This is a genomic window from Nocardiopsis exhalans (genome assembly GCF_024134545.1).
GTDB classification, from domain to species: Bacteria; Actinomycetota; Actinomycetes; order Streptosporangiales; family Streptosporangiaceae; genus Nocardiopsis; species Nocardiopsis exhalans.
The window spans coordinates 3,926,264-3,946,166 of record NZ_CP099837.1; the positions used below are offsets into that span (position 1 = coordinate 3,926,264).

The following is a 19,903-nucleotide window of genomic DNA, read 5'->3' on the forward strand; positions in this document are numbered from 1 at the left end:
GACGCACCCACCTGTCCGCGTCCCCGGACCGAATCACGGTCCCCGACCGGTCTCACTCCAAGGTCTGCGCCGTCGCCGCGACCAGCTCGTCCACCCGGGCCGCCAACGCCATGTCCTTGTCGGTCACCGCGCCCTCCGAATGCGTGCTCAACGCCAACCGCACCGTGTCGTACCGGATGTCGATATCCGGATGGTGGTCCGCCTGCTCAGCCGCCTGCGCGACCTCGTTCACCAACGCCACAGCCGCCAGGAAGTCCGGCAACCGCACCGTCCGGTGAATCAACACCTCCTGCGGATCCCACTCCCAACCGTCGAGCCTCACCAACCCCTCACGAACCTGCTCCCCGCTCAAACCGGCCATGGCTCCCCCTCCGCTCAGACGAATCCTCGTGCCCCGCCCCTACCCACTCCCCCACAACACAAAGGTGCCCCCGCCCCCTCGGACGACTCCGAGCAGCAACTGGTGATGTGGACCGCTGAGCCGGGCAGCCCCTCCCACGACGGTCTGCGCATCCTGGCCTCCTGGTCCACCGGTGCGACGGGCTCCGGTGCGCCTGCCGCCGAGGTGGCCGCACCCTCCTCGGACTGAGCCGGGCCTGCCCCGAATCGGTTCACGATCCGGTTCGGTTCGACTCCCGACACCCCCTCGCCAAAACCCGTCCCGGAACCCGAGCGATTCATGTTCGGGCCAGTTCTGGTACCAATTCGTGATTGGCCGGTTCCGGCCGCCCAGTGGAGCCCTGAACGACCAACACAGTGGTCATATGTGGTCGGTTCACCACACACAGCAACTCCCCCGATTGAGCATTCAGCTGATTGAGGCGGCGTAAGCCGCTCCATTGTGTTGTTAACCTGCTGTTTTTCTTGAAAAGATACGCCACCTTTACATCGTAGATTTTTAAGTTGAACACGACACTGGCCCCATCAGCTCGAAAAGACCACTCCCGCCACTCCCACCCCAACCGGATCCGAGCAGCACCAAAGCCTTGCAAATCCCCGCACGGAACGATTAGCTCTGTGGAACTCCGGCCCCCATCCCCCACCGGCGGCCCCCACCAGTCACGCCCGCCACTCCCCCCGGAAGCGAGCCCATGCCCCACGAGAAGCGCACCTCGCTTCGCGCCCGCATGATCACCCTGGTGCTCATCCCCAGCACCGCCCTGCTGGCCCTGTGGGCGGTCTTCACCACCGTCCTGGCCTTCGACATCCGCGACCTGCGCGCCACCACCACCCTCATCGACGAGGTCGGCGCCCCCGTCGTGGACGCGATCACCCAGCTCCAGCGCGAACGACACGCCACCATGGCAGCCGTCGACGGGCCCACCACCGGCGACACCGAACGCCTCCAGACCGCCCGCGCCGCCACCGATCAGGCCAGCGAAGACCTCACCCTGGCACTGGCCCAGTACGACCGCGACGAGCTCCCCCCGCAGGTCCTGGCCTTCCAGCGCCAACTCAACCTGATCAACCGCCACCGGGAGGAGGTCCTCACCGACCTCTCCCCCGAAGTCGACACCCTCCAGGTGGCCGGCTACCCCTTCACCCGCACCATCGAGACCGGCCTGGAGATCTGGGACGCCCAGGTCGACCACGCCGACATCGCGATCTCCCCCCAGCTACGCTCCCTGGCCTCGGTCCTGCGCACCCGCGAGTTCCTCAGCCGCCAGGACGCCATCCTGGCCCACTCCACGGCCACCAACACCTTCACCCCCGACGCGCACACCCAGTTCGCCGCCGCCGCCGGCGCCCAACGGCACACCTGGGCCCAGGTGGAACCCGCACCCGGCAGCCAGCGCAGCCCCGACTCACACAACCTCACCGGCTCATCCTGGATGAACTCGGTCCACCGCCTCCAGGACATCGTCATCAGCAACCCCGGCGGCCCCGACACCCGAGTACCCGTCGACGCCCAGACCTGGAGCGAAGCCAACGCCGCCCTGGACGAGCGCATGCGCGAGGTAGAACAGGGACGCATGGCCCAGATCGTCGAACTGGGCCACGCCCAGACCCGGGATCTGCTCATCAGCGTCCTGGTGATCAGCGTCATCGCCCTGGCCGCCGCGCTGGCATCGGTCGTGATCGCTGTCACCGGCTCCCAACGCCTGGGCCGACGCCTGCAAGCCCTGCGCGCCCACACCCTGCACCACGCGCGCTTCAGGCTCCCCCAGGTCACCGCACGCCTGCGCGCGGGCCACAGCGTGGACGTGGACGCCGAGACGCCCCGTTTCACCGAGGTCCAGCACGACGAACTCGGCCAGGTGGCCGAGGCCTTCAACGACGCCCAGCGCGCAGCGGTGGTCTCCGCCGTCGAGGAGGCCCAGGTGCGGGCCGGGGTGCGCAACATGTTCCGCAACATCGCCCGGCGCACCCAGTCGCTGGTGCACCGGCAGCTGGCGCTGCTGGACCGGTTGGAGCGCACCGAGACCGACCCCGGGGTCCTGGAGTCATTGTTTCGGATCGACCACTTCAGCACCCAGATGCGGCGCAACGCCGAGAACCTCATGCTGCTCAGCGGTGACAGTCCCACCCGCCGCGGGGTGGCCACGGTGGGCCTGCACGAGGCGGTGCGGGCCGCGGCCAGCGAGATCGAGGACTACGCCCGGGTGCAGGTGCTCGTACTGCCCCAGGTGGCGCTGCCGGGCGCTGCCGGGTCGGACCTGGTGCGGCTGGTCGCCGAACTGCTGGAGAACGCGGCCTCCTTCTCCCCACCGGGCACGGAGGTGATCGTGAGCGGGCGGACCCTGGAGGGCGGAGAACACGCGGGCGAGCACGTGGTGCAGGTCCAGGACAGCGGTCTGGGTATGACCGCGGGTCAGCTGGAGACCGCCAACGCGCTGCTGGCCGATCCGCCGCGGTTCGACCTGGGTCGGATGCGGGAGGACTCCCAGCTGGGGTTGTACGTGGTCGCCACGATCGCCTCCCGGCACGGGTTCGGGGTGGAGCTGCGGGCCTCGCCCTACGAGGGCACGCGAGCGCTGGTGCGGATCCCGGCGTCGGCGGTGGTGGAGCAGCCCCGGCAGACCGGGCCGATGCGCCGCGTCGAGCTGGTGGGTCCGGGCCGCGAACAGAGCGGGCAGGACTCGCCTGTTCCCTCCTCACCCACCGTGAACCCGGTTGCGGGTCCGGCTTCGACCTCGGGCCCGGCCTCGGGTCAGGTTCGGGCTGTGGTCGAGCGTGTGCGCCCCGGACGGCACCGGGCGGCGGAGAACCCCCGGCAGTCCAGCGGGTCGGCCCCCGATGAGGGAAACCGGACCAGCGCGGGTCTGCCGACCCGGACCGCCGGAGCGACCTATCCCAGGCACGCCGCGGAGCCGGTGGGGTCCCCCGAGCCCCCTGAAAGTCCACGTGGCGGATCACCGGGTGCGCCCGAGGGACCGAACGGGTCGGGCACACAGACCCAGGCGGGCGGGAGCGGCCGGTGGAACACTCCGGGAGGACCCGCGGGTGCGCGCCCCGGTGTCCCCGAGGCGTTCGCGACTCCCAGCGGGTCCTGGTTCCCTGCTGAGCAGTTCCCTCCTGAGGACGGAGGCGGGTCTGGTGTCCCGACCCCCTCTCCCGCCGACACGGGCGACACCTACAAGGGTCTGCCGCGGCGTCGGCGCCGCAGGGTGCCTCCCGGCCCGTCGCAGAGCAGTGCACACAACAACCAGGCCACCGGTGGGCAGCGTCCGCTGTCGGAGATCCGGTCGATGATGAGCGCCTTCCAGGCCGGGACGGAGCGCGGGCGCGCGGAGTCCTCCGACGTGGAGCGCGCGCAGGGCGGGCCCGAGCAGGGGTCGCACCACGATGAGAGTTCGGAAAGGTGATGTCGATGTCGGCTGAGGCCACGGCTGAGGGTTGGAGCTCCGGGGACGGCGTGGACGGGGTGTCCGCGGGACAGAGGCTGAACTGGCTGATGGGGGACCTGGTGGAGCGGGTGGCGGGGGCGCGGCAGGCGCTGTTGCTGTCGGCGGACGGGTTGCTGTTGTCGCGTTCGCCCGGTGTGGACCGGGACGAGGGTGAGCGGCTGGCGGCGATCGCGTCGGGGTTCTCGAGTCTGGCCCGGGGCGCGCGTGCGCAGTTGGGCGCTTCCGAGGTGCGGCAGAGCGTGGTGGAGATGGACAGTGTGTTCTTCTTCGTGCTGCCGGCCGGTCAGGGGGCGCAGTTGGCTCTGGTGGCTGATTCCTCCTGTGACATGGGGCAGGCGGCGTTCGAGGTGAACCGGTTGGTGCGGCAGGTGGGTCCGTACCTGTCGGCACTGCCGCGAGGGCGGGGAGGGCAGGGGTGAGTTCGGTGCCTGCGCGGGGTGAGGGGTGGTCGGCGGAGTCGAGTCTGATCCGCCCGTACTCGTTGACGGGGGGTCGTACACGGCCTTCGCGGACGGATTTCTCGATGACCTCGCAGGTGGTCGCGGTTCCGGTGGTGGAGCGCTTGGAGGTGGACGCGGAGCTGGAGCTGATTCTGTCGGTGTGTGCGCGTCCGGTGTCGGTGGCGGAGGTGGCCTCGTATTCGGGGTTTCCGTTGGGGGTGTTGCGGGTTCTGTTGGCGGATTTGCTGGATCAGGGGTTGGTGATGGTGCATACCTCGGACTGGGAGCGTCGTCGGCCGGACGCGCGGACGTTGCGTTCGGTGTTGGAACGCATCCGGGAGTTGTGAGGTGGTGGTGATGGAGGGCTCGTTGGCCCCAGACGGCAGTCCCGTTCCGGACACGTTGAAGATCGTGGTCGCGGGTGGTTTCGGGGCGGGTAAGACGACGCTGGTCTCGGCGTTGAGCGAGGTGGAGTCGTTGCACACCGAGGAGGTGATGACCTCCGAGAGTGTGGGTGTGGACGATCTGGACGGGGTGGAGTCCAAGTCCACGACGACGGTGGCGTTGGACTTCGGCCGGATCACGTTGGACGCCTCGACGGTGGTGTACCTGTTCGGGACGCCGGGTCAGCGGCGGTTCTCGTTCATGTGGGAGGAGTTGGCACAGGGGGCGTTGGGCGCTGTGGTGTTGGCTGACACGCGCCGGTTGGCGGATTCCTTCGACGCGATCGATTTCTTCGAGTCGCGGGGGGTGCCGTTCGTGGTGGCGGTGAACTGTTTCGACGGTCAGCTGACCCACCGTGCGGAGGATGTGCGGGTGGCGTTGGACGTGGCCGAGGGGGTGCCGGTGCTGTTGTGCGATGCCCGTGAGCGTGAGTCGGTCAAGGAGGTCGTGGTGGAGCTGGTGTCGCTGGTGCTGCGCCTGGAGCTTTCGGGTGCCTAGCTGAGTGGTTTCAGTCGGTGACGGGGGTGTGCCCCAGGCGTGCGCGCATGAGGCGGTACGCCTCCCGTTCCCGCTCGTTTCGCGGTTCGCCGTTGCAGTCGTAGCCGGTGAGCCAGCGCAGACCGCGCTGGCCCTCTTGGTCGGTCTCGACCAGGGCCAGCGCCCACAGGCGTTCGGGTGAGGCCTTGTTCTGGGCCAGGCGCAGGACGTCCAGGAGATCGGCGTCCCAGACGTCGAGGGTCTCGGTGGACCGGCTGCCCTGCTCGGGGCCGAACAGGTACAGCCGGTAGTGGACCCGGTCGCTCTCCCAGGCGTTGTCGCGTTCGTCGACCGGTCGGGTGCGCATGGTGGCCACCGTAACGACAGTGTCGGTGCCGGTGGTGTGATGTTGCTTCAGTTCGGTAGACACCTGTGAGCTGGGGTTTTACGCGGCCTGAGACAGCGCCGCAAGCCTGTCTTGAGCAACTTCGGTGTGGCGACGTTCATACTCAGCCGGGCTGAGCTGACCATTGGCCGAATGCCGCCGCCAGGGGTTGTAGAACCCCTCGATATAGGAGAACACCTCCCGCTCCGCATCCGCCCTGGTGGCGAAACGGGTGCGGTCGATCAACTCGGTCTCCAACGACGCGAAGAAGCTCTCGGTGACGGCGTTGTCGTAACACGACCCCGTCCGCCCCGTCGAGGGAGCGATCCCTGCCTCTTCGCAGCGGCGACCAAAGGCCAGACTGGTGTATTGCGATCCCTTGTCCGAGTGATGGATCAGCCCCGGACCGGGACGGCGGGCGGTCACCGCCATGGCCAGCGCGTCGCAGACCAGATCGGCGCGCATGTGAGGGGCCATCGCCCAGCCCACGATGCGGCGCGAGAACAGGTCCATCACCACCGCCAGGTACACCCACCCCTGGTCGGTGGGCACGTAGGTGATGTCCGCGCTCCACTTGGTGTTGGGGGCATGGGCGGTGAAGTCACGACCGACCAGATCCGGTGGGGCTGTGGCCATCCGGTCCTGGGAGGTCAGGCTTTTGCGGCCGGTGCGGCGGTGGACCCCGACCAGGCCCTGGCGGCGCATCAGCCGGGTGATGCGGTTGCGTCCAGCGCGGATGCCGTCGAGCTCGGCCAGGTCGGCCTGGAGCCTGGGGGAGCCGTAGGTGCCGCGGGAGCGCTCGTGGTGGCCCTGGATGCGCTCGGACAGGTCAGCGTCGGAGCGTTCCTTGGCCGTGGGGCCGTCCTGGATTCGGTGGTGGTGTTTGTAGTAGCCCTGCCGCGATACGCCGAGCAGCCGGGACATCAGGGAGACGGAGTGGCGTGTCTTTTCTTCGTCGATCAGCCGGAACATCACCGACTGGTCTCCCGGACGAAGAAAGCCGTGGCCTTGCGCAGGATCTCGCGCTCTTCGCGCAGCTGGGCGTTCTCTCGGCGAAGGCGGGCCAGTTCGGCCTTGTCATCGCTGGTGGTGCCCTCTGCCTGGCCGGAGTCGATCTTGGCCTGATTGATCCAGGTGCGGATCGTCTGGGCCGAGGGTTCGAACTCAGCTGCCAGGTCCTCGGGGCTACGGCCGGAGCGGGCCAGCGCGATGATCTGATCGCGGTACTCCGGCGGGTACGCAGGGCGGGTCTTGGGCACTTCAATCTCCTCGTTCAATGACAAAGTATCCGAAAGCGGACACCTGTCCACCGAACCGAAGCAAGATCAGTGGATCGTGGTCGGCGGGTCTTGTGCGGGTGCGGGCTTGACTCCGCACCCTGGTGCGGGGTCGACCATGGCGGGCATGAACCTTTCGACAGCTGTGCGGGTGATCCGCGCTTCCGCGGTGTACGACCTCGTGGTGACCACCGCCTTCGCGTTGCCCTGGACCGTGGGTCTGGTGTTCGCCGGGATCGGCTGGGGCCACGGGTTTCTCGGCTTGTCCGGTGCGCTGCCCTCGACCGACCAGGTGTTCACCGTGCTGTTCGCCAACCTGACGGGCAGCCTGGTCGTGGTCTGGTCCGTGGTGCGCCTGCTGCGCCCGAGTCTGGTGCTGGGTGTGGCCGACACCTGTGCCCGGTTCCTTTTCGCTCTCGGTATGGCTTGGGCCCTGGCCGTCGGGGGTTCGGTGATCCTGGTGGGGTTCCTGGTGGCCGAGGTCGTGTGGGGGCTGGTGCAGGGCGTGGTGGTGGTCTCGGCGCTGCGGACCGGGTCCGGTACGCGGGCCCCGAGTGCGGCGTCCTAGGATCGCGGCATGAGAATCGCTGAGCTGGCGCGCCGGTCGGGCGCCAAGGTGTCGACGGTGCGGTTCTACGAGCGCCGCAAGCTGCTGCCCGTACCGCTGCGCTCGTCCAACGGTTACCGGCTCTACGATGCGCAGGACGTGCGGCGGGTGCGGTTCCTGCGGCGGGGGCAGGAGCTGGGGTTCACGCTGAACGAGCTGGCCGGGTTCGTCGCCCTGTCGGACCGTTCCCGTGACGGTGTGGTCCTGGCCGGGGAGGTCAGGGAGCGCGGGGCCGCCAAGGTGGTGGAGATCGACGCACGCATCGAGGACCTGCGCCGGATGCGGGAGGCTCTGGTCGGGGTGCTGGACGCGCCGTGTGTGGAACCCGGGGCCGTGTGCCCGGTGGTGGCTGCCCTGGCTGGTGGGGAATAGCGATCCCCGGCTAGACTCCGCCCCTCTTTCTCTTCAAGTCAGAGCTTCAACTGCCTTGGAGACTTTTGCTGTCTAGAACCGGAGATGAAGCCAAGAAGTCTCAAATGTCTGACTCGCTATGAGCGCAGGGCGCGGTCAAGATCGCGCAGGTGGTCGGAGACCGGGCCCAGGGTGAGCATGCCGGTCTGCGCCCCGGCGAGTTCATCCGCCGCGGGCAGGGCGGTCAGGGTGCGCTCGGCCGCGGCGATGACCTGAACGGCCTGTTCCGGATCGTCCACCCGGGTCCAGTTGGCGGGAACGTCGTAGGCTCCGATCACCCGAGCCGTGAGGTGGGCGTCGCCCAGCTCCTCGGCCGCGTTGATGGCGGCCAACCGCTGGGACCGGGCTGTCTGGAGCCCTCCGGGCCCGGTGACGGCCAGGTCGCGCAGCAGGCTCACGGTGGATTCGAGCAGGACCCGCGACCCTGGGGTGACGGTCCGCTGGTAGGCGTCGGCCGCCCGATCCCACACCCGGGAGCCATCGCTCCCGAGACTCTCGGAAGCGCCCCGGTCTGAGGGCGGGTCCCGGAACCCAGCTGAGGCGAGGTCCGCGGCTGAGGGTTCGGGGATCTGTCCGAGCGCCGGGGTCCGCGCCCGGTCACGAGAACTGTTCGGCCCGACGGCCCCGGTCACGGGTGCGCCGCCACCACGGGAGAAAAGGCCTGCTTCGCCCGGCAACCGCTCTTCGGGGGTTTCGGGGGCCGCGTTCAGCGCGTATCCGGGGCCCTGGGTGATGAGCAGGGCTGTGGCGGTTCGGGGCGGGCGGTCCGGTTCCAGGGCACGGCCCTGGGCTATGACGCCGCAGCGTTGTGGGGCGCGTGGGCTTCAGACCTGCGGCACGCCACGGTGACGTCGGGACACTTCATGGCCGAGCAGGACCCGGCCGGAGTCGTCAGGGAACTGCGGGATCTCCTGGAGCGCTGACCCGCGTTCGTGTGCGGGGCCGGACCGTACCGGACCCGAGCACGGCTGCCTCCTCACAACAGGAGGAACCCGATCGCGCTGGCCGCCGGCACAACGGCCCAGGCCGGGGCCCGCCACACCGCCAGGGCCACGAACGCCACCGCGGCCAGGGCCATCGTCGCGGGTGAGACCACGCCCTGGACGAAGACCGGGTCGTACAGGGCCGCGGCCAGGATCCCCACCACCGCAGCCCCGGCACCGGCGGCCGCACAGCGCACGCGTGCGTTGGCGCGCAACCGCTCCCAGAACGGCAGCGCGCCCGCGACCAGCAGCGCCGAAGGCACGAAGACCGCGACCAGGGCGATCGCCGCCCCCAGCAGAGGGCTGCCCGCCACGGGCATGAGGGCGCCCAGGTAGGCGGCGAAGGTGAACAGCGGGCCGGGCACGGCCTGGGCCGCGCCGTATCCGGCCAGGAACGACTCGTGGTCCACGGCCCCGGCTCCCACCACCTCGGTCTCCAGCAGCGGCAGCACCACGTGCCCGCCGCCGAAGACCAGTGACCCGGCGCGGTAGAAGCTGTCCGCCATCCCCAGGGCCGTGTTCCCGGTCAGGGCGGCCAGGACCGGCAGGGCCGCGAGCAGAGCGGCGAACACGGCCAGACACGCCAGGGCGGTTCGGCGACGCACACCGGTCCCCGAGCCGTGCGTGGCGGAGTCCGTGGGGTCGGCGTCGGGCTGGGAGGTGAGCCAGAGCGCTCCGGCCAGGGCGCCCAGGGCGATGGCCGTGACCTGGCTCAGGGCCGAGGGCAGCAACAGGACCAGGACCAGCGCTGCCACCGCGATCGTGGCCTGGCGCGTGCCCGAGGCCAGGCTGGCGGCCATGCCCGCCACCGCGTGGGCGACCACGGCCACGGCGGCGGCTTTGAGTCCGAGCAGCCATCCGGCGCCGGGTTCGGCTCCCAGCGCCTGTACGCCCAGGGCGAAGGCCACCAGCAGCACTGCCGAGGGGAGTGTGAAGGCGGCCCAGGCGGCCGCCATACCGGCGTACCCGGCGCGGCGCAGGCCGATGGCCATGCCGACCTGGCTGGAGGCGGGGCCGGGCAGGAACTGGCACAGCGCCACCAGGTCGGCGTAGGCGGCTTCGGTGAGCCAGCCCCTGCGTACCACGAAGGCGTCGCGGAAGTAGCCCAGGTGGGCCACCGGTCCACCGAACGAGGTCAGCCCCAGCAACAGGAAGGACCAGAACACCTCACCGGGGGTCCCAGACGCCCTCGGACCGCTCGCCGGTGTGCCCTCCTCGGGGGTCTGCGGCGCAGGGCTCATGGTCGTGCTCCTTGGTGGGCGAGGAGGGCGAGGTGGTGTATCGGTGCGGGGGAACGATAGCGAAGGCCCGGGCGGGGCCTGCGTTCGCGGCGCCCCGGTCAGGCTGGTCAACAGCCGGGTGGCCACCGCCCGCTCAGCTGATGTTCGCTCAGTCGTGGTCGCGGCGGCTTCCGCGGCGGTCGACGGGGACGATCATCGGAGTGTGGGTCTCGGGGTCGGGGATGATCCGCACCGGCAGGCCGAACACCTTCTCCACCAGGTCGGCGGTGACCACCGTGGCGGGCTCGCCCTCGGCGATGATCGCGCCGTCCTTCATCACGATCAGGTGGGTGGCGTAGCGGCAGGCGTGGTTGAGGTCGTGCAGGACCGCGACCAGGGTGTGCCCCTGCTCGGCGTGCAGGTCGGCGCACAGGTCGAGCATGTCCATCTGGTGGGCGATGTCCAGGTAGGTGGTGGGCTCGTCCAGCAGCAGCAGCGGGGTCTGCTGGGCCAGGACCATGGCCAGCCACACGCGCTGGCGCTGACCGCCGGAGAGTTCGTCCACCGAACGCTCGGCCAGGGCACTGACCCCGGTGGCGGCCATGGCCTCGGCGACCACAGCCTCGTCCTGGGCCGACCACTGGCGCAGGAAGCTCTGGTGGGGGAAGCGGCCGCGGGCGACCAGGTCGGCCACGCCGATGCCGTCGGGGGCGATGGAGGACTGCGGCAGCAGGCCCAGGCGGCGGGCGACCTCCTTGGCCGGGTAGGAGCTGATCACCTGCCCGTCCAGGAGCACGTTGCCCTGGGCGGGCTTGAGGGTGCGCGAGAGGGCGCGCAGCAGGGTGGACTTGCCGCAGGCGTTGGGGCCGACGATGACGGTGAAGGAGTTGTCGGGGATGCGTACGGCCAGATCGCGGGAGATGACGCGCTGGTCGTAGGACAGGGTGAGGTCCTGGCCGGTGAGGCGGGTGCTGGCGTCGTCGGTCATCGTTCTCTTTCGGGTGTGGCTCGGTGGTGGCTCGCCCTCGGCCGCCGGTCCGGGCTGCGGTGCGGGCGGGGGCGGGTCAGGCGCGGCCGCCGCGCCACTCGGTGTAGAGCAGCCAGATGAGGTAGCTGCCGCCGATGACGGCGGTGACCACGCCCACGGGCAGTTGGGTGGGTGCCATCAGACGCATGGCGACCAGGTCGGCCACGACCAGGAGTGCGGCACCCATGAGGGCGGCGCCGGCCAGAGTGGTGCCGCCGGTACGGGTCAGGCGTCGGGCCAGTTGTGGTGCGGCCAGGGCCACGAAGCCGATGGGGCCGGCCACGGCGATGGCGGCGCCGGTCAGGGCGCTGGCGGCGGCCAGCGCGATGATCTGGGTGGACTGTGCGGACACGCCCAGACCGCGGGCGGTGTCCTCGCCCAGTTCCAGGAAGCGCAGGCGTTGGCCGATGGCGAAGATGATCGGGGCCAGCAGGGCCAGGCCGATCCACACGGCGGCGGCCTCGGTCCAGCCGCGGCTGTTGAGGCTGCCGATCATCCAGATCTGAGCGCCCAGGGCGTCGGTGAGTTCGGCGCGGGTCATCAGGTAGTCGCGGACCGAGGCGAGCATGGCGCTGACGCCGATGCCGACCAGGACCAGCCGGTATCCCTGGACGCCGTTCTTCATGGCCAGCAGGTAGACCACACCGGCGGTGACCAGGCCGCCGGCGATGGCGCCCAGGGAGACCACCAGGCGTCCAGCGCCAAGGAGGAGGATGGCGGCCACTGCGCCGGTGGCGGCGCCGGAGGTGAACCCGATGATGTCGGGGCTGCCCAGGGCGTTGCGCGACAGGCTCTGGAAGACCGCTCCGGCGATGCCCAGGGCCGCGCCCACGCCGATGGCGGTCAGGGCGCGGGGCAGGCGCACCCCCTGGACGAAGAACACGTCCAGGCGTTCGCCGTACCCCATCAGGGCGGAGGGCACGGCCGAGAGGGCGATCTCGTAGTCACCGACCGAGACCGAGATGACCAGGGTCGCCAGGCTGACGGCGATCAGGGCCAGGCTGATCACCAGGGTGCGCGGGCGCAGCAGGAAGGAGACCCGGCCGCCCGGGGAGCGCCAGGCCCGGGTGCCCCGGGGGGTGAGGCGCACGGGCGCGCTGGTGCGGGGGCGGGGTGTCAGGGTGTCACTCACAGCTGGGCCATCTTTCTGCTGCGGACCAGGGCGATGAACAGGGGCGCCCCGACGAGTGCGGTGATGATGCCGACCTCCAGTTCGGAGCTGGGCAGGATGACGCGTCCGACGGTGTCGGCGGCGGTGAGCAGGATCGCGCCCAGGACCGCGGCGTAGGGAAGCAGCCAGCGCTGGTCGGGGCCGGTGATCACGCGTGCGGCGTGCGGGATGATCAGGCCCACGAACCAGATGGGTCCGGCGGCGGCGGTGGCGGCACCGCACAGCAGGATGACACCCACGGCCGTCCCGGCGCGGATGAGGGGGATCTTGGCGCCCAGGGTGGCGGCCAGGTCGTCGCCCAGGGCCATGGCGTTGAGGGAGGGGCCCAGAGCCAGGGTGACCAGGATGCCGATGATCAGGAAGGGGGCGACCTGGAAGAAGATGTCGAGGTCGCGTCCGGTCAGGGAACCGACCTGCCAGAACCGGATGCGGTCGAAGACGAAGTCGTTGAGGACGATGATGCCGTAGATGAGCCCTTGGAGGACGGCGGCCAGGGCGGTTCCGGCCAGGGCCAGGCGCACGGGGGTGGCGCTGGCGCGGCCGCGCGAGCCCAGGGCGTAGACGGCGACGGCGGCGAAGGCGGCGCCGATGAAGGCGGGCCAGACCAGGCCGGCTCCGGTGGCGCCGAAGACGAAGACGGCCACGACCACGGCCGCGGCGGCGCCGGAGTTGATGCCCAGGATGCCGGGTTCGGCCAGGGGGTTGCGGGTCAGGGCCTGCATGAGGGCGCCGGCCAGGCCGAGGGCGGCGCCGACGAAGATGCCGATGATGGTGCGGGGCACGCGTAGGCTGCGGATGACGTCGTGGTCATAGGAGCCGTTGTAGTCGGTCAGGGCGGCCCACACGTCGGCGGCGGGGATGGGTTTGGCTCCGACGGTGACGCTGAGGAGCGCGCAGACGGCGAGGACTCCCACGGCGATGATCAGGCCGATGGGGCGGATGACGCGTCTGGTCAGGGTGGGGCGCGTTGGTGTGGGCGCGCGCAGGGCCACGGCTTCCCCGTTCGTCTTACTGGGCGTGTGGGTGAATGGCTGGGGCCGGTCGGAATCAACCGAATCCCACCCGGACAGGTTAGCCTTACCTACATCCTGTTCGTACGAAAGGGTCCCCACACATGTCCGAATTCACACGTTCCGCACGCTCGTTGAGTGTGTTCGCCCTGGTCGGGGTCCTGGTGCTGAGTGCCTGCGGCACCGACGGCGGCGATTCCGCCTCCGAGGAAGGCGCCCAGACCCGCACGGTGGAGGGCGCCAACGGGAGCGTGGAGGTCCCGGCCTCCCCCGAGCGGATCGCTGTGCTGTGGCGGCCCACGCTGGCCGCCGTCACCCAGCTGGGCCACGACGTGGTCGGCACCATGGGCAGCCCCGGCGAGGCCGACCAGGGCCTTGCGCCCTTCCTGCCCGAGAACGTGGACGGCGCGGACCTGACGCTGGTGACCAGTTCTCCGGCCGAGGACGACATCAACATCGAGGAACTGGCCAACACCGAGCCCGACCTCATCATCGGGGTGAGCACCGCGCTGGGCGCCCAGACCGAGATCCTGGACAGCCTGGAGGCGATCGCGCCCACGGTTCTGCTGGAGTGGGAGGGCACCGGCTCCTGGCGCGGTCACCTTGAGGAGGTCGCCGAGATCCTGGACGCTCAGGCCGAGGCCGAGGAGGAGGTGGCCGCCTACGACGCCGCCGTCGAGCAGGCCCGCACCGACCTGGCCGAGGCCGATGTGGACCCGGCCCGGACCGCGCTCTCCCTGGTGCGGTTGCAGAGCGAGAGCGAGATCCGACTGGAGACGCCCGAGTCCTTCCCGGGGCAGATCGTGGACGACCTGGGTTTCGCGCGCCCGGACACCCAGGTGGAGGCCGACGGGGACACCGACTTCATCCCGCACAGCTACGAGAACCTGGACCAGGCCGACGGCGACGCGGTCTTCGTGCTGGCTGGTTCGGGCTACCCGGACGCCCCCGACACCTTCTCCGACGGCCTGTGGTCCAACCTGGGCGCGGTCGAGGACGAGCAGCTGTACCGGGTGGACTACGACGTCTGGGGTTCGGCCAACTACCACGGCGCGCACCGGATCATCGAGGACGTCACCGCGGCGCTGACCGGCCAGACGGACCCGGCGGTCTAGGAGGCACAACCGTTCCCAGGCAATGTCCGGGAGTGACAGCTGATGCCGTTGCCCGGTATCGCGAACCTGAACAGATGACGGCCCCTGCGGGGTGGGGATGCCCTGACCCGCAGGGGATCAGACGAAGACGTCCCAGCCCATCCGGACGAGCAGGGCCAGGACGACGACGAGCAGCACCGCCCTGACGAACCCCGACCCCCGCCGCAGGGCCATGCGGGCGCCGACCTGGGCGCCCATGATGGTGCACACCGCCAGGCCCAGGCCCAACAGCCAGTCCACGTGGCCGCCCAGGGCGAAGACCACCAGGGCGCCGATGTTCGTGCACACGTTGACGATCTTGGCCGAGGCCGAGGCGTGCAGGAAGTCCATGCCCAGCACCGCGGTGAAGGCGATGATCAGGAACACGCCCGTGCCGGGGCCGATGACGCCGTCGTAGAAGCTCACCCCGAGCCCGGCCAGGGCCAGCGCCGCCAGGATCCGGTTGCGGGTGCGCATGGCCGGGTTGGGCGAGGTGCCCATGGCGGGCCGGAAGACCACCAGCAGAGCCACACCGGCCAGGACGACCATGATGATCGGTTTGAGCACGTCGGCTGTCAGGGCGGTGGCCAGGGCCGCGCCCAGACCCGAACCCAGCAGGGCGAGCCCGGCGGTGGGGATCACGACCTTGCGGTCGATCTTCACCTTGCGGGCGTAGGCGATGGCGGCGGAGGTGGTGCCGAAGACCGCGCCGAGCTTGTTGGTACCCAGCAGGGTGGCCAGCGGCATGTGCGGGGCGGCGACCATCAGGGCGGGGAGCAGCAGCAGGCCCCCTCCTCCGACGACGGCGTCGATCCAGCCCGCGGCGACGGCGGCCAGCAACAGCAGGCCGAGGATTTCGGGGTCCATCACCGGGGGTTCTCGGTGAGGGCAGGCGGAGAGGGGATCATCGGTTCTCTTCCGGGGCGGGGAACGGGACGCGAGCCAATCTAGCCAGCCGAACCAACCACTTTGTCAGGGGACCGGGGCATTGATCCCCTTACAGGGCCCTGGGTGTTACCGCTCGTGTGCGATACGGGTGTGTACTCCAAAGAAGGCACAGCTTTACGAAGTAGATTCGTAGTGACGTGAAAGGAAGCGGTGACGCCCGAGTACAGGGGGCGCCACCGCCGTTCGGTGGGGACGGGAACGCGCTCAGAACTTCGCGCGCTCGAACCACTCCCCGGCCTGGGTCAACACGTCCGGGGTCAACTGGTGTCCCCCGAGGTGCTCGCGGGCCTCCACGTCCGCGCCCCGCTGCCCCAGCTGGGCGGCGACCAGGCGGGCCTGGTCGATGGTGGTGATCGGGTCGGCCACGCCGTTGCCGAGGAACACCTGAGTTCCCGAAAGGTCCACCGGGTCGGGTTCGCGCCCCTGAAGAGGAGCGCCTCCCGCGAAGAGCGCCGCGCCCGCGACCAGCCCCGGGTGGAGCAGCAGCAGACCCGCGCCCGTGTTGGCGCCGTTGGAGAACCCACTGACCACGATCCGCTCGGGATCCAGGTCATAGGCGAGGGTGGCGGCCCGGACGAACCCGGCCAACTCGGCGGTGCGCACGATCAGGTCGTCGACGTCGAAGACGCCCTCCCGCAGACGACGGAACCAGCGGTTCATGCCGTTCTCGGTGACCTTGCCGCGCGGCGAGAGCAGGGCCGCGCCCGGAGCCAGCGCACGACCCAGCGGCAACAGGTCGCGTTCGTCGGCGCCGGTGCCGTGCAGCAACAGCAGCGCCGGGGCGTCCGGGGCGGTGGCCGGTTCGAAGACGTGCACGAAGTCCTCGACGCTGACCTCGGGAACGGTCACTGGTTGACCTCCACCCGCGGCAGGCTGGCGGCGATCTGCTGGTGGTTGGGCTCCAGCCACGGCGGCAGCTTCAACGAACGGCCCAGCTCCAGCAGCGGCTCGTCGTAGTCGAACCCGGGGCCGTCCGTGGCGATCTCCAAGAGCACACCGCCGGGCTCACGGAAGTAGATCGAGGTGAAGTAGGTACGGTCGCGGATCTCGGTGACCCCCACCCCGTCGCGCTCCAGGCGCTGACGCCAGGCGTCCTGCACCGGGGTGTCCGGGGCGCGGTAGGCGACGTGGTGCACGGTCCCGGCGGCGACCACGCCACGCTCGGCCTTGGGGTCGGCCAGCACGTCAACGATGGTGCCCACGCCGTCACCGGTGTCGTTGGTCCGGAACCGCATCCGGTCGCCGTCCTCGCTGTGCAGGTGAAAGCCCAGCTGGCCACCAAGCATCTGCGCGGTGCCCTCGGCGTCCTGTTCCGTCAGCGTGACCGCGCGGATACCCCGGATGGCATGGTCGGTGGGGACCACTCCCCCGTCCCAGGGGTCGGTGTCGTGGTGGTCGGCGCTGGCGGCCAGCTCGATGATCAGCCCGTCCGGGTCGCGCAGGGAGAGGACGTCCTCCTCACCGCGCTCACTCGGACGCGTGGTCTCCACGTTCAGCCCGGCCAGGTGCTCGGCCCACCAGCCCAAAGACCCCTCAGGAACGGAAAAGGTCGTGGTGGTGGCCTGACCCGCGCCGATCTTCCCCCTGGGCGCGTCAGGCCAGGGGAAGAAGGTCATGATCGTGCCGGGGTTGCCAGCGCGGTCACCGTAGTAGAAGTGGTAGGTCTCCGGGGCGTCGAAGTTGACCGTCCGCTTCACCATGCGCATGCCCAGCGCGTTCAGGTAGAAGTCGGCGTTGGCCTGGGGGTCGCTCGCGATCGCGGTCACGTGATGAATCCCCGAGGGGCGCACGTCCATGTCCTTCACCCTTTCCTTGCCGGTTGCTCACTCACTCCAACAAGTTGAATATTAAACTATTCCCGTGCGGCAGTCTCCCCTCCCCCGCCCAGGAACCGGTCTACCTTCCACCAAGACCAGCGGGGACAGAGCAGCCCGCCCCGCTCCGCCACCACCTGTGTCACACCCGGGCCCATACCGTGACGTTCTGCCAGAGGCCTTCCCCGGCCGCGGTTCCCGCGGCTACGGTGTCCTTCATGAGCACGAGCGACCCCACCCGTATCCAGCCCTCCGGGATCTGCCGCCGCGGTCATCACGAATGGCGGCACGACCCGCCGGGCGGGAAGCGCCTGGTGTGCGTTCGCTGCAAGTCCATGAGCATGAACAACTTCGGCGCCCCCTGCCGCACCGACTGCACGGACTGCGACCGCACCGCCGCACGCCAGGTCGGAGCTCAGTAGTTCCTGGACCGAATCGCCCCGCAGTTCGAGCACTGCTCGGTACCGCTGTTGGGCCCGGAGCCCCAGTCGTGGTCACACGCCGGCATGCGTCCTCCTCCCGCCAGGATCAGAGGTGTCCTACCCACGCGGACAGCCCTTACGGGCATCTCCAGTGGACAACTCTGAGAGCCGCCGAGCCAAGAGGGCTTGGCCCTCCCCAGTTCGGCGGTGAACGGGCCGCGTGTCGTGGCCGGTCACTCCCAGCGACGGAACAGCGGCAGCGAGGGTGGGCAGGGGGCCGGGCCTTGCGCTCCCCGGGCCGCGGGTCGTGGGGGTGAAGGCTGCCGAGCCCCCGGTGGTGGAGTCACCCGGGACAGTGCGGGTGGGCCAGATGGGGGCACAGGCTGCCTCCCCCGGGCGAGAGCAGGCAGGGCAAGCGGGGACGGTTTCAGAGTGGGGATGGCACCCGAAACCCGCGCCTGGGGCTGTCCGCTGCTTCCAAAACCCCTGTATCCCCGATGATCTTGCTACCAGGAGCTAGTTCGGCGCCGAACTAGCTCCTGGTAGCAAGATCATCTTCAAACAGAGGACCGAAACAGGCACCCGGCCCCACCCTCTCCGCTGTTCGTTTTTGGTCATGCCGAAGCGGGCGTTCCCCAACGTCGACCTCACCGTGCACCTGCACAGTCAGCCGGAGGGGCCCTGGGTGGGGCTGGACAGCTCGGTGGTGTTCGGCCCCTCGGGGCTGGGGCTGGGGCTGGGGCTGGACAGCACGGTGCTGCACGATCGGCTGGGCGCGGTCGGCAGCGCCGAGCAGAGACTCACCGTACGGTCTCTCTGACCAGAACTCAGCAGGCCCGTCCTCCGGCACCGTGGTCCGACCGGTCGGGAAGAAGGTCGCCCGGGTGCGGTCCCACGTCGAGTGCGGTGTGCTGACCTGGTTGGGCGAACGGGCGGTGGCCGGGCGGGGCATGTGCGGCCACGCCTTGGTCCGGGTGGCCCGCTAGAAGGTACGGGTGACCGGTGCGGGGGCGGGCAGCTTGCGCAGCCGCAGGGCGAACAGGCCCGCCAGCACGGTCAAACCCAGCGCCAGGACAACGGTGCCGTTCCAGCCGACCGCGTCGTAGACAACCCCGCCGAGCCAGCCGAAGAGGCTGGCGCCCAGGTAGTAGGCGAGGGTGTAGACGGCGGTGGCCTGGGCGCGGCCGGTGACGGCCTGGGAGCCCACCCAGGCCGAGGCGGTGGCGTGGGCGCAGAAGAAGGCGAAGGTCAACAGGAGCAGGGTGGCCAGCAGCAGCCAGACCGAGGTGGTGAAGAGCCCGCCCAGGCCGACCAGCAGGAGCAGGGTTGCGGTGGTGAGCACCCCGTACCTGCCCCAGCGCAGGGTGGCGGACCCGGCCATGGCCGAGCCGAGCATGCCCGCTGTGTAGGACAGGAAGAGCAGGGAGGCGGCCGCCTGGGACAGGCCGAAGGGCTGGTCGGTGAGGCGGAAGCCGAGGACGTTGTAGACGGCCATGAAGGCGCCCATGAGTAGGAGGGCCTGGGCGTACATGGGGATCAGTCCGCGGGTGGTCATCGCGGCCTTGAGGCGGGCGCCCATGCTGAGGCCGTCGTCGGAGGCGGTGCGGCGGGCGGGGGCGCCGGACTTGTGTCGGGGTAGGACCAGGACGAAGACCAGGAGGGCGGCCAGGCCGAGAATGGTGTTGGCGGCCACGCCCCACTGCCAGCCGCCGTGTTCGGCGGCGAACCCGGCCAGGAGGCGGCCGCCCATGCCGCCCAGTGGGTTTCCGGCGATGTACAGGCCGGTGGCCTTGGGTGCGTCGCGGGGGTGGATCTCCTCGGCGAGGTAGGCCACGGCCGCGGCGGAGACCCCGCCCAGGGCGGCGCCCTGGAGGGTGCGCAGGACCAGGAGCGTCCAGAGTTCGGTGGTGAAGGGGATCGCGGCGCCCAGCGCGATGGCCAGGAGCAGGGAGATCGCGATGACGCGGGCGCGGCCGATACGGTCGGCGGCGCCGCTCCAGATGAGGGTGAACCCGGCCAGGCCGCCGGTGGCCAGGGAGACGGTGAGGGCGGCCTGACCCGCGGAGGTGTCGAAGCCGGTGGCGATGGCGGGCAGGATCGGCTGGACCGACCACAGCTGGGCGAAGGTGGCCACGGCGGCGGCGACCAGGGCGATGACCGTGCGCCGGTAGGGGGCCGTGCCAGCGCGCGGGCGCGGGTCGCGGGTGGCGGGGGAAGTACTGGTCACGGTCATGGTTCAACGCTAGAAAGCGCATTTTCATACGTCCAATGCATGGTTTCACGTTG

At 70.1% G+C, this 19,903-nt stretch carries 23 protein-coding genes; 11 read left to right on the forward strand and 12 right to left on the reverse strand.

The genetic code is table 11. The features are described from left to right. Positions 1-52 precede the first annotated feature (52 nt). Positions 53-361 carry a 4a-hydroxytetrahydrobiopterin dehydratase gene (locus tag NE857_RS17410; RefSeq protein WP_254416725.1) on the reverse strand — a complete coding sequence of 103 codons (309 nt, stop codon included), beginning with the start codon at positions 359-361 and terminating at the stop codon, positions 53-55. A 105-nt stretch (positions 362-466) separates the two neighbouring features. On the opposite strand from NE857_RS17410, the gene NE857_RS34280 reads away from it, so the two are divergent. The 5 genes from NE857_RS34280 to NE857_RS17430 all read left to right on the forward strand — a co-directional run bounded on the left by NE857_RS34280 (position 467) and on the right by NE857_RS17430 (position 5,230). Next, positions 467-589, forward strand: coding sequence for a hypothetical protein (locus tag NE857_RS34280; protein ID WP_301184223.1), 123 nt, complete (start codon positions 467-469; stop codon positions 587-589). 502 nt (positions 590-1,091) lie between these two features. Beyond that, positions 1,092-3,806, forward strand: a complete 2,715-nt coding sequence (locus NE857_RS17415; RefSeq protein ID WP_254416726.1) for a sensor histidine kinase — start codon at positions 1,092-1,094, stop codon at positions 3,804-3,806. After that, the gene (locus tag NE857_RS17420; RefSeq protein WP_017580122.1) at positions 3,806-4,267 is read left to right on the forward strand and encodes a roadblock/LC7 domain-containing protein; all 462 of its coding nucleotides are present in this window, start codon (positions 3,806-3,808) and stop codon (positions 4,265-4,267) included. The genes NE857_RS17415 and NE857_RS17420 overlap by 1 nt, the downstream gene beginning before the upstream one ends. Continuing rightward, the gene (locus NE857_RS17425) at positions 4,264-4,635 is read left to right on the forward strand and encodes a DUF742 domain-containing protein (protein ID WP_254416727.1); all 372 of its coding nucleotides are present in this window, start codon (positions 4,264-4,266) and stop codon (positions 4,633-4,635) included. Before NE857_RS17420 ends, NE857_RS17425 begins: the two co-directional genes overlap by 4 nt. Positions 4,636-4,645: 10 nt before the next feature. After that, complete coding sequence (locus NE857_RS17430; protein WP_026116448.1) at positions 4,646-5,230, forward strand: GTP-binding protein; 585 nt, start codon at positions 4,646-4,648, stop codon at positions 5,228-5,230. 10 nt (positions 5,231-5,240) lie between these two features. Here the strand turns inward: NE857_RS17430 and NE857_RS17435 are convergent, their stop codons facing one another. Continuing rightward, entirely contained in the window at positions 5,241-5,576 is a 336-nt protein-coding gene (locus NE857_RS17435) for a hypothetical protein (protein ID WP_254416728.1), read from the reverse strand. Between the two features lie 78 nt (positions 5,577-5,654). Beyond that, positions 5,655-6,853 (reverse strand): IS3 family transposase gene (locus NE857_RS17440; protein WP_184371482.1). Its coding sequence is split into 2 segments (ribosomal slippage): positions 5,655-6,610 and positions 6,610-6,853, totalling 1,200 coding nucleotides; the frame shifts between segments, so codons are not numbered across the junction. A gap of 145 nt (positions 6,854-6,998) precedes the next feature. Between NE857_RS17440 and NE857_RS17445 the strand changes: the two genes are divergently transcribed. Together NE857_RS17445 and NE857_RS17450 are read left to right on the forward strand one after the other, a co-directional pair. Then, positions 6,999-7,439 (forward strand): hypothetical protein, encoded by a 441-nt coding sequence (locus tag NE857_RS17445; RefSeq protein ID WP_254416729.1) that lies wholly within the window; start codon positions 6,999-7,001, stop codon positions 7,437-7,439. Between the two features lie 9 nt (positions 7,440-7,448). Then, complete coding sequence (locus tag NE857_RS17450) at positions 7,449-7,850, forward strand: heavy metal-responsive transcriptional regulator (protein ID WP_254416730.1); 402 nt, start codon at positions 7,449-7,451, stop codon at positions 7,848-7,850. Positions 7,851-7,966: 116 nt separating this feature from the next. Here the strand turns inward: NE857_RS17450 and NE857_RS34285 are convergent, their stop codons facing one another. From NE857_RS34285 to NE857_RS17480, 5 genes are all read right to left on the reverse strand, one after another. Next, entirely contained in the window at positions 7,967-8,359 is a 393-nt protein-coding gene (locus NE857_RS34285; RefSeq protein WP_301184224.1) for a hypothetical protein, read from the reverse strand. A 506-nt stretch (positions 8,360-8,865) separates the two neighbouring features. Then, positions 8,866-10,113, reverse strand: coding sequence for a chromate efflux transporter (gene chrA, locus NE857_RS17465; protein ID WP_254416731.1), 1,248 nt, complete (start codon positions 10,111-10,113; stop codon positions 8,866-8,868). A gap of 148 nt (positions 10,114-10,261) precedes the next feature. Then, positions 10,262-11,080, reverse strand: a complete 819-nt coding sequence (locus NE857_RS17470; protein WP_254416732.1) for an ABC transporter ATP-binding protein — start codon at positions 11,078-11,080, stop codon at positions 10,262-10,264. Between the two features lie 76 nt (positions 11,081-11,156). Then, positions 11,157-12,251 (reverse strand): FecCD family ABC transporter permease, encoded by a 1,095-nt coding sequence (locus NE857_RS17475; protein WP_254416733.1) that lies wholly within the window; start codon positions 12,249-12,251, stop codon positions 11,157-11,159. Further along, positions 12,248-13,282: a FecCD family ABC transporter permease gene (locus NE857_RS17480; protein ID WP_017580111.1), complete on the reverse strand. Its 1,035-nt coding sequence runs from the start codon at positions 13,280-13,282 to the stop codon at positions 12,248-12,250. The genes NE857_RS17475 and NE857_RS17480 overlap by 4 nt, the downstream gene beginning before the upstream one ends. A gap of 122 nt (positions 13,283-13,404) precedes the next feature. On the opposite strand from NE857_RS17480, the gene NE857_RS17485 reads away from it, so the two are divergent. Continuing rightward, positions 13,405-14,415: an ABC transporter substrate-binding protein gene (locus tag NE857_RS17485; protein ID WP_254416734.1), complete on the forward strand. Its 1,011-nt coding sequence runs from the start codon at positions 13,405-13,407 to the stop codon at positions 14,413-14,415. 117 nt (positions 14,416-14,532) lie between these two features. On the opposite strand, the gene NE857_RS17490 is transcribed toward NE857_RS17485, so the two are convergent. The 3 genes from NE857_RS17490 to NE857_RS17500 form a co-directional block, all read right to left on the reverse strand. Continuing rightward, on the reverse strand, positions 14,533-15,300 hold the full coding sequence (locus tag NE857_RS17490; protein WP_254416735.1) for a sulfite exporter TauE/SafE family protein: 768 nt from the start codon (positions 15,298-15,300) through the stop codon (positions 14,533-14,535). A gap of 285 nt (positions 15,301-15,585) precedes the next feature. After that, positions 15,586-16,230 carry an alpha/beta hydrolase gene (locus NE857_RS17495; protein WP_254416736.1) on the reverse strand — a complete coding sequence of 215 codons (645 nt, stop codon included), beginning with the start codon at positions 16,228-16,230 and terminating at the stop codon, positions 15,586-15,588. After that, positions 16,227-17,177 carry a ring-cleaving dioxygenase gene (locus NE857_RS17500; protein WP_254422016.1) on the reverse strand — a complete coding sequence of 317 codons (951 nt, stop codon included), beginning with the start codon at positions 17,175-17,177 and terminating at the stop codon, positions 16,227-16,229. Before NE857_RS17500 ends, NE857_RS17495 begins: the two co-directional genes overlap by 4 nt. 236 nt (positions 17,178-17,413) lie before the next feature. On the opposite strand from NE857_RS17500, the gene NE857_RS17505 reads away from it, so the two are divergent. The 3 genes from NE857_RS17505 to NE857_RS34290 all read left to right on the forward strand — a co-directional run bounded on the left by NE857_RS17505 (position 17,414) and on the right by NE857_RS34290 (position 18,603). Continuing rightward, entirely contained in the window at positions 17,414-17,617 is a 204-nt protein-coding gene (locus NE857_RS17505; protein ID WP_254416737.1) for a hypothetical protein, read from the forward strand. Between the two features lie 616 nt (positions 17,618-18,233). Continuing rightward, positions 18,234-18,437: a hypothetical protein gene (locus NE857_RS17510; RefSeq protein WP_254416738.1), complete on the forward strand. Its 204-nt coding sequence runs from the start codon at positions 18,234-18,236 to the stop codon at positions 18,435-18,437. A gap of 31 nt (positions 18,438-18,468) precedes the next feature. After that, positions 18,469-18,603: a hypothetical protein gene (locus tag NE857_RS34290; RefSeq protein WP_301184225.1), complete on the forward strand. Its 135-nt coding sequence runs from the start codon at positions 18,469-18,471 to the stop codon at positions 18,601-18,603. On the opposite strand, the gene NE857_RS17515 is transcribed toward NE857_RS34290, so the two are convergent. Continuing rightward, positions 18,600-19,850, reverse strand: coding sequence for an MFS transporter (locus NE857_RS17515; protein WP_254416739.1), 1,251 nt, complete (start codon positions 19,848-19,850; stop codon positions 18,600-18,602). The genes NE857_RS34290 and NE857_RS17515 overlap by 4 nt on opposite strands. Positions 19,851-19,903 lie beyond the last annotated feature (53 nt).

Excerpts from the sequence above, each read along its gene's own strand:
- NE857_RS17410 (WP_254416725.1), bottom strand. The coding sequence starts at position 361 with ATGGCCGGTTTGAGCGGGGAGCAGGTTCGTGAGGGGTTGGTGAGGCTC.
- NE857_RS34280 (WP_301184223.1), top strand. The coding sequence starts at position 467 with ATGTGGACCGCTGAGCCGGGCAGCCCCTCCCACGACGGTCTGCGCATC.
- NE857_RS17415 (WP_254416726.1), top strand. The coding sequence starts at position 1,092 with ATGCCCCACGAGAAGCGCACCTCGCTTCGCGCCCGCATGATCACCCTG.
- NE857_RS17420 (WP_017580122.1), top strand. The coding sequence starts at position 3,806 with ATGTCGATGTCGGCTGAGGCCACGGCTGAGGGTTGGAGCTCCGGGGAC.
- NE857_RS17430 (WP_026116448.1), top strand. The coding sequence starts at position 4,646 with ATGGAGGGCTCGTTGGCCCCAGACGGCAGTCCCGTTCCGGACACGTTG.
- NE857_RS17435 (WP_254416728.1), bottom strand. The coding sequence starts at position 5,576 with ATGCGCACCCGACCGGTCGACGAACGCGACAACGCCTGGGAGAGCGAC.
- NE857_RS17445 (WP_254416729.1), top strand. The coding sequence starts at position 6,999 with ATGAACCTTTCGACAGCTGTGCGGGTGATCCGCGCTTCCGCGGTGTAC.
- NE857_RS17450 (WP_254416730.1), top strand. The coding sequence starts at position 7,449 with ATGAGAATCGCTGAGCTGGCGCGCCGGTCGGGCGCCAAGGTGTCGACG.
- chrA (WP_254416731.1), bottom strand. The coding sequence starts at position 10,113 with ATGAGCCCTGCGCCGCAGACCCCCGAGGAGGGCACACCGGCGAGCGGT.
- NE857_RS17470 (WP_254416732.1), bottom strand. The coding sequence starts at position 11,080 with ATGACCGACGACGCCAGCACCCGCCTCACCGGCCAGGACCTCACCCTG.
- NE857_RS17485 (WP_254416734.1), top strand. The coding sequence starts at position 13,405 with ATGTCCGAATTCACACGTTCCGCACGCTCGTTGAGTGTGTTCGCCCTG.
- NE857_RS17490 (WP_254416735.1), bottom strand. The coding sequence starts at position 15,300 with ATGGACCCCGAAATCCTCGGCCTGCTGTTGCTGGCCGCCGTCGCCGCG.
- NE857_RS17500 (WP_254422016.1), bottom strand. The coding sequence starts at position 17,177 with ATGGACGTGCGCCCCTCGGGGATTCATCACGTGACCGCGATCGCGAGC.
- NE857_RS17505 (WP_254416737.1), top strand. The coding sequence starts at position 17,414 with ATGAGCACGAGCGACCCCACCCGTATCCAGCCCTCCGGGATCTGCCGC.
- NE857_RS17510 (WP_254416738.1), top strand. The coding sequence starts at position 18,234 with ATGCCGAAGCGGGCGTTCCCCAACGTCGACCTCACCGTGCACCTGCAC.
- NE857_RS17515 (WP_254416739.1), bottom strand. The coding sequence starts at position 19,850 with ATGACCGTGACCAGTACTTCCCCCGCCACCCGCGACCCGCGCCCGCGC.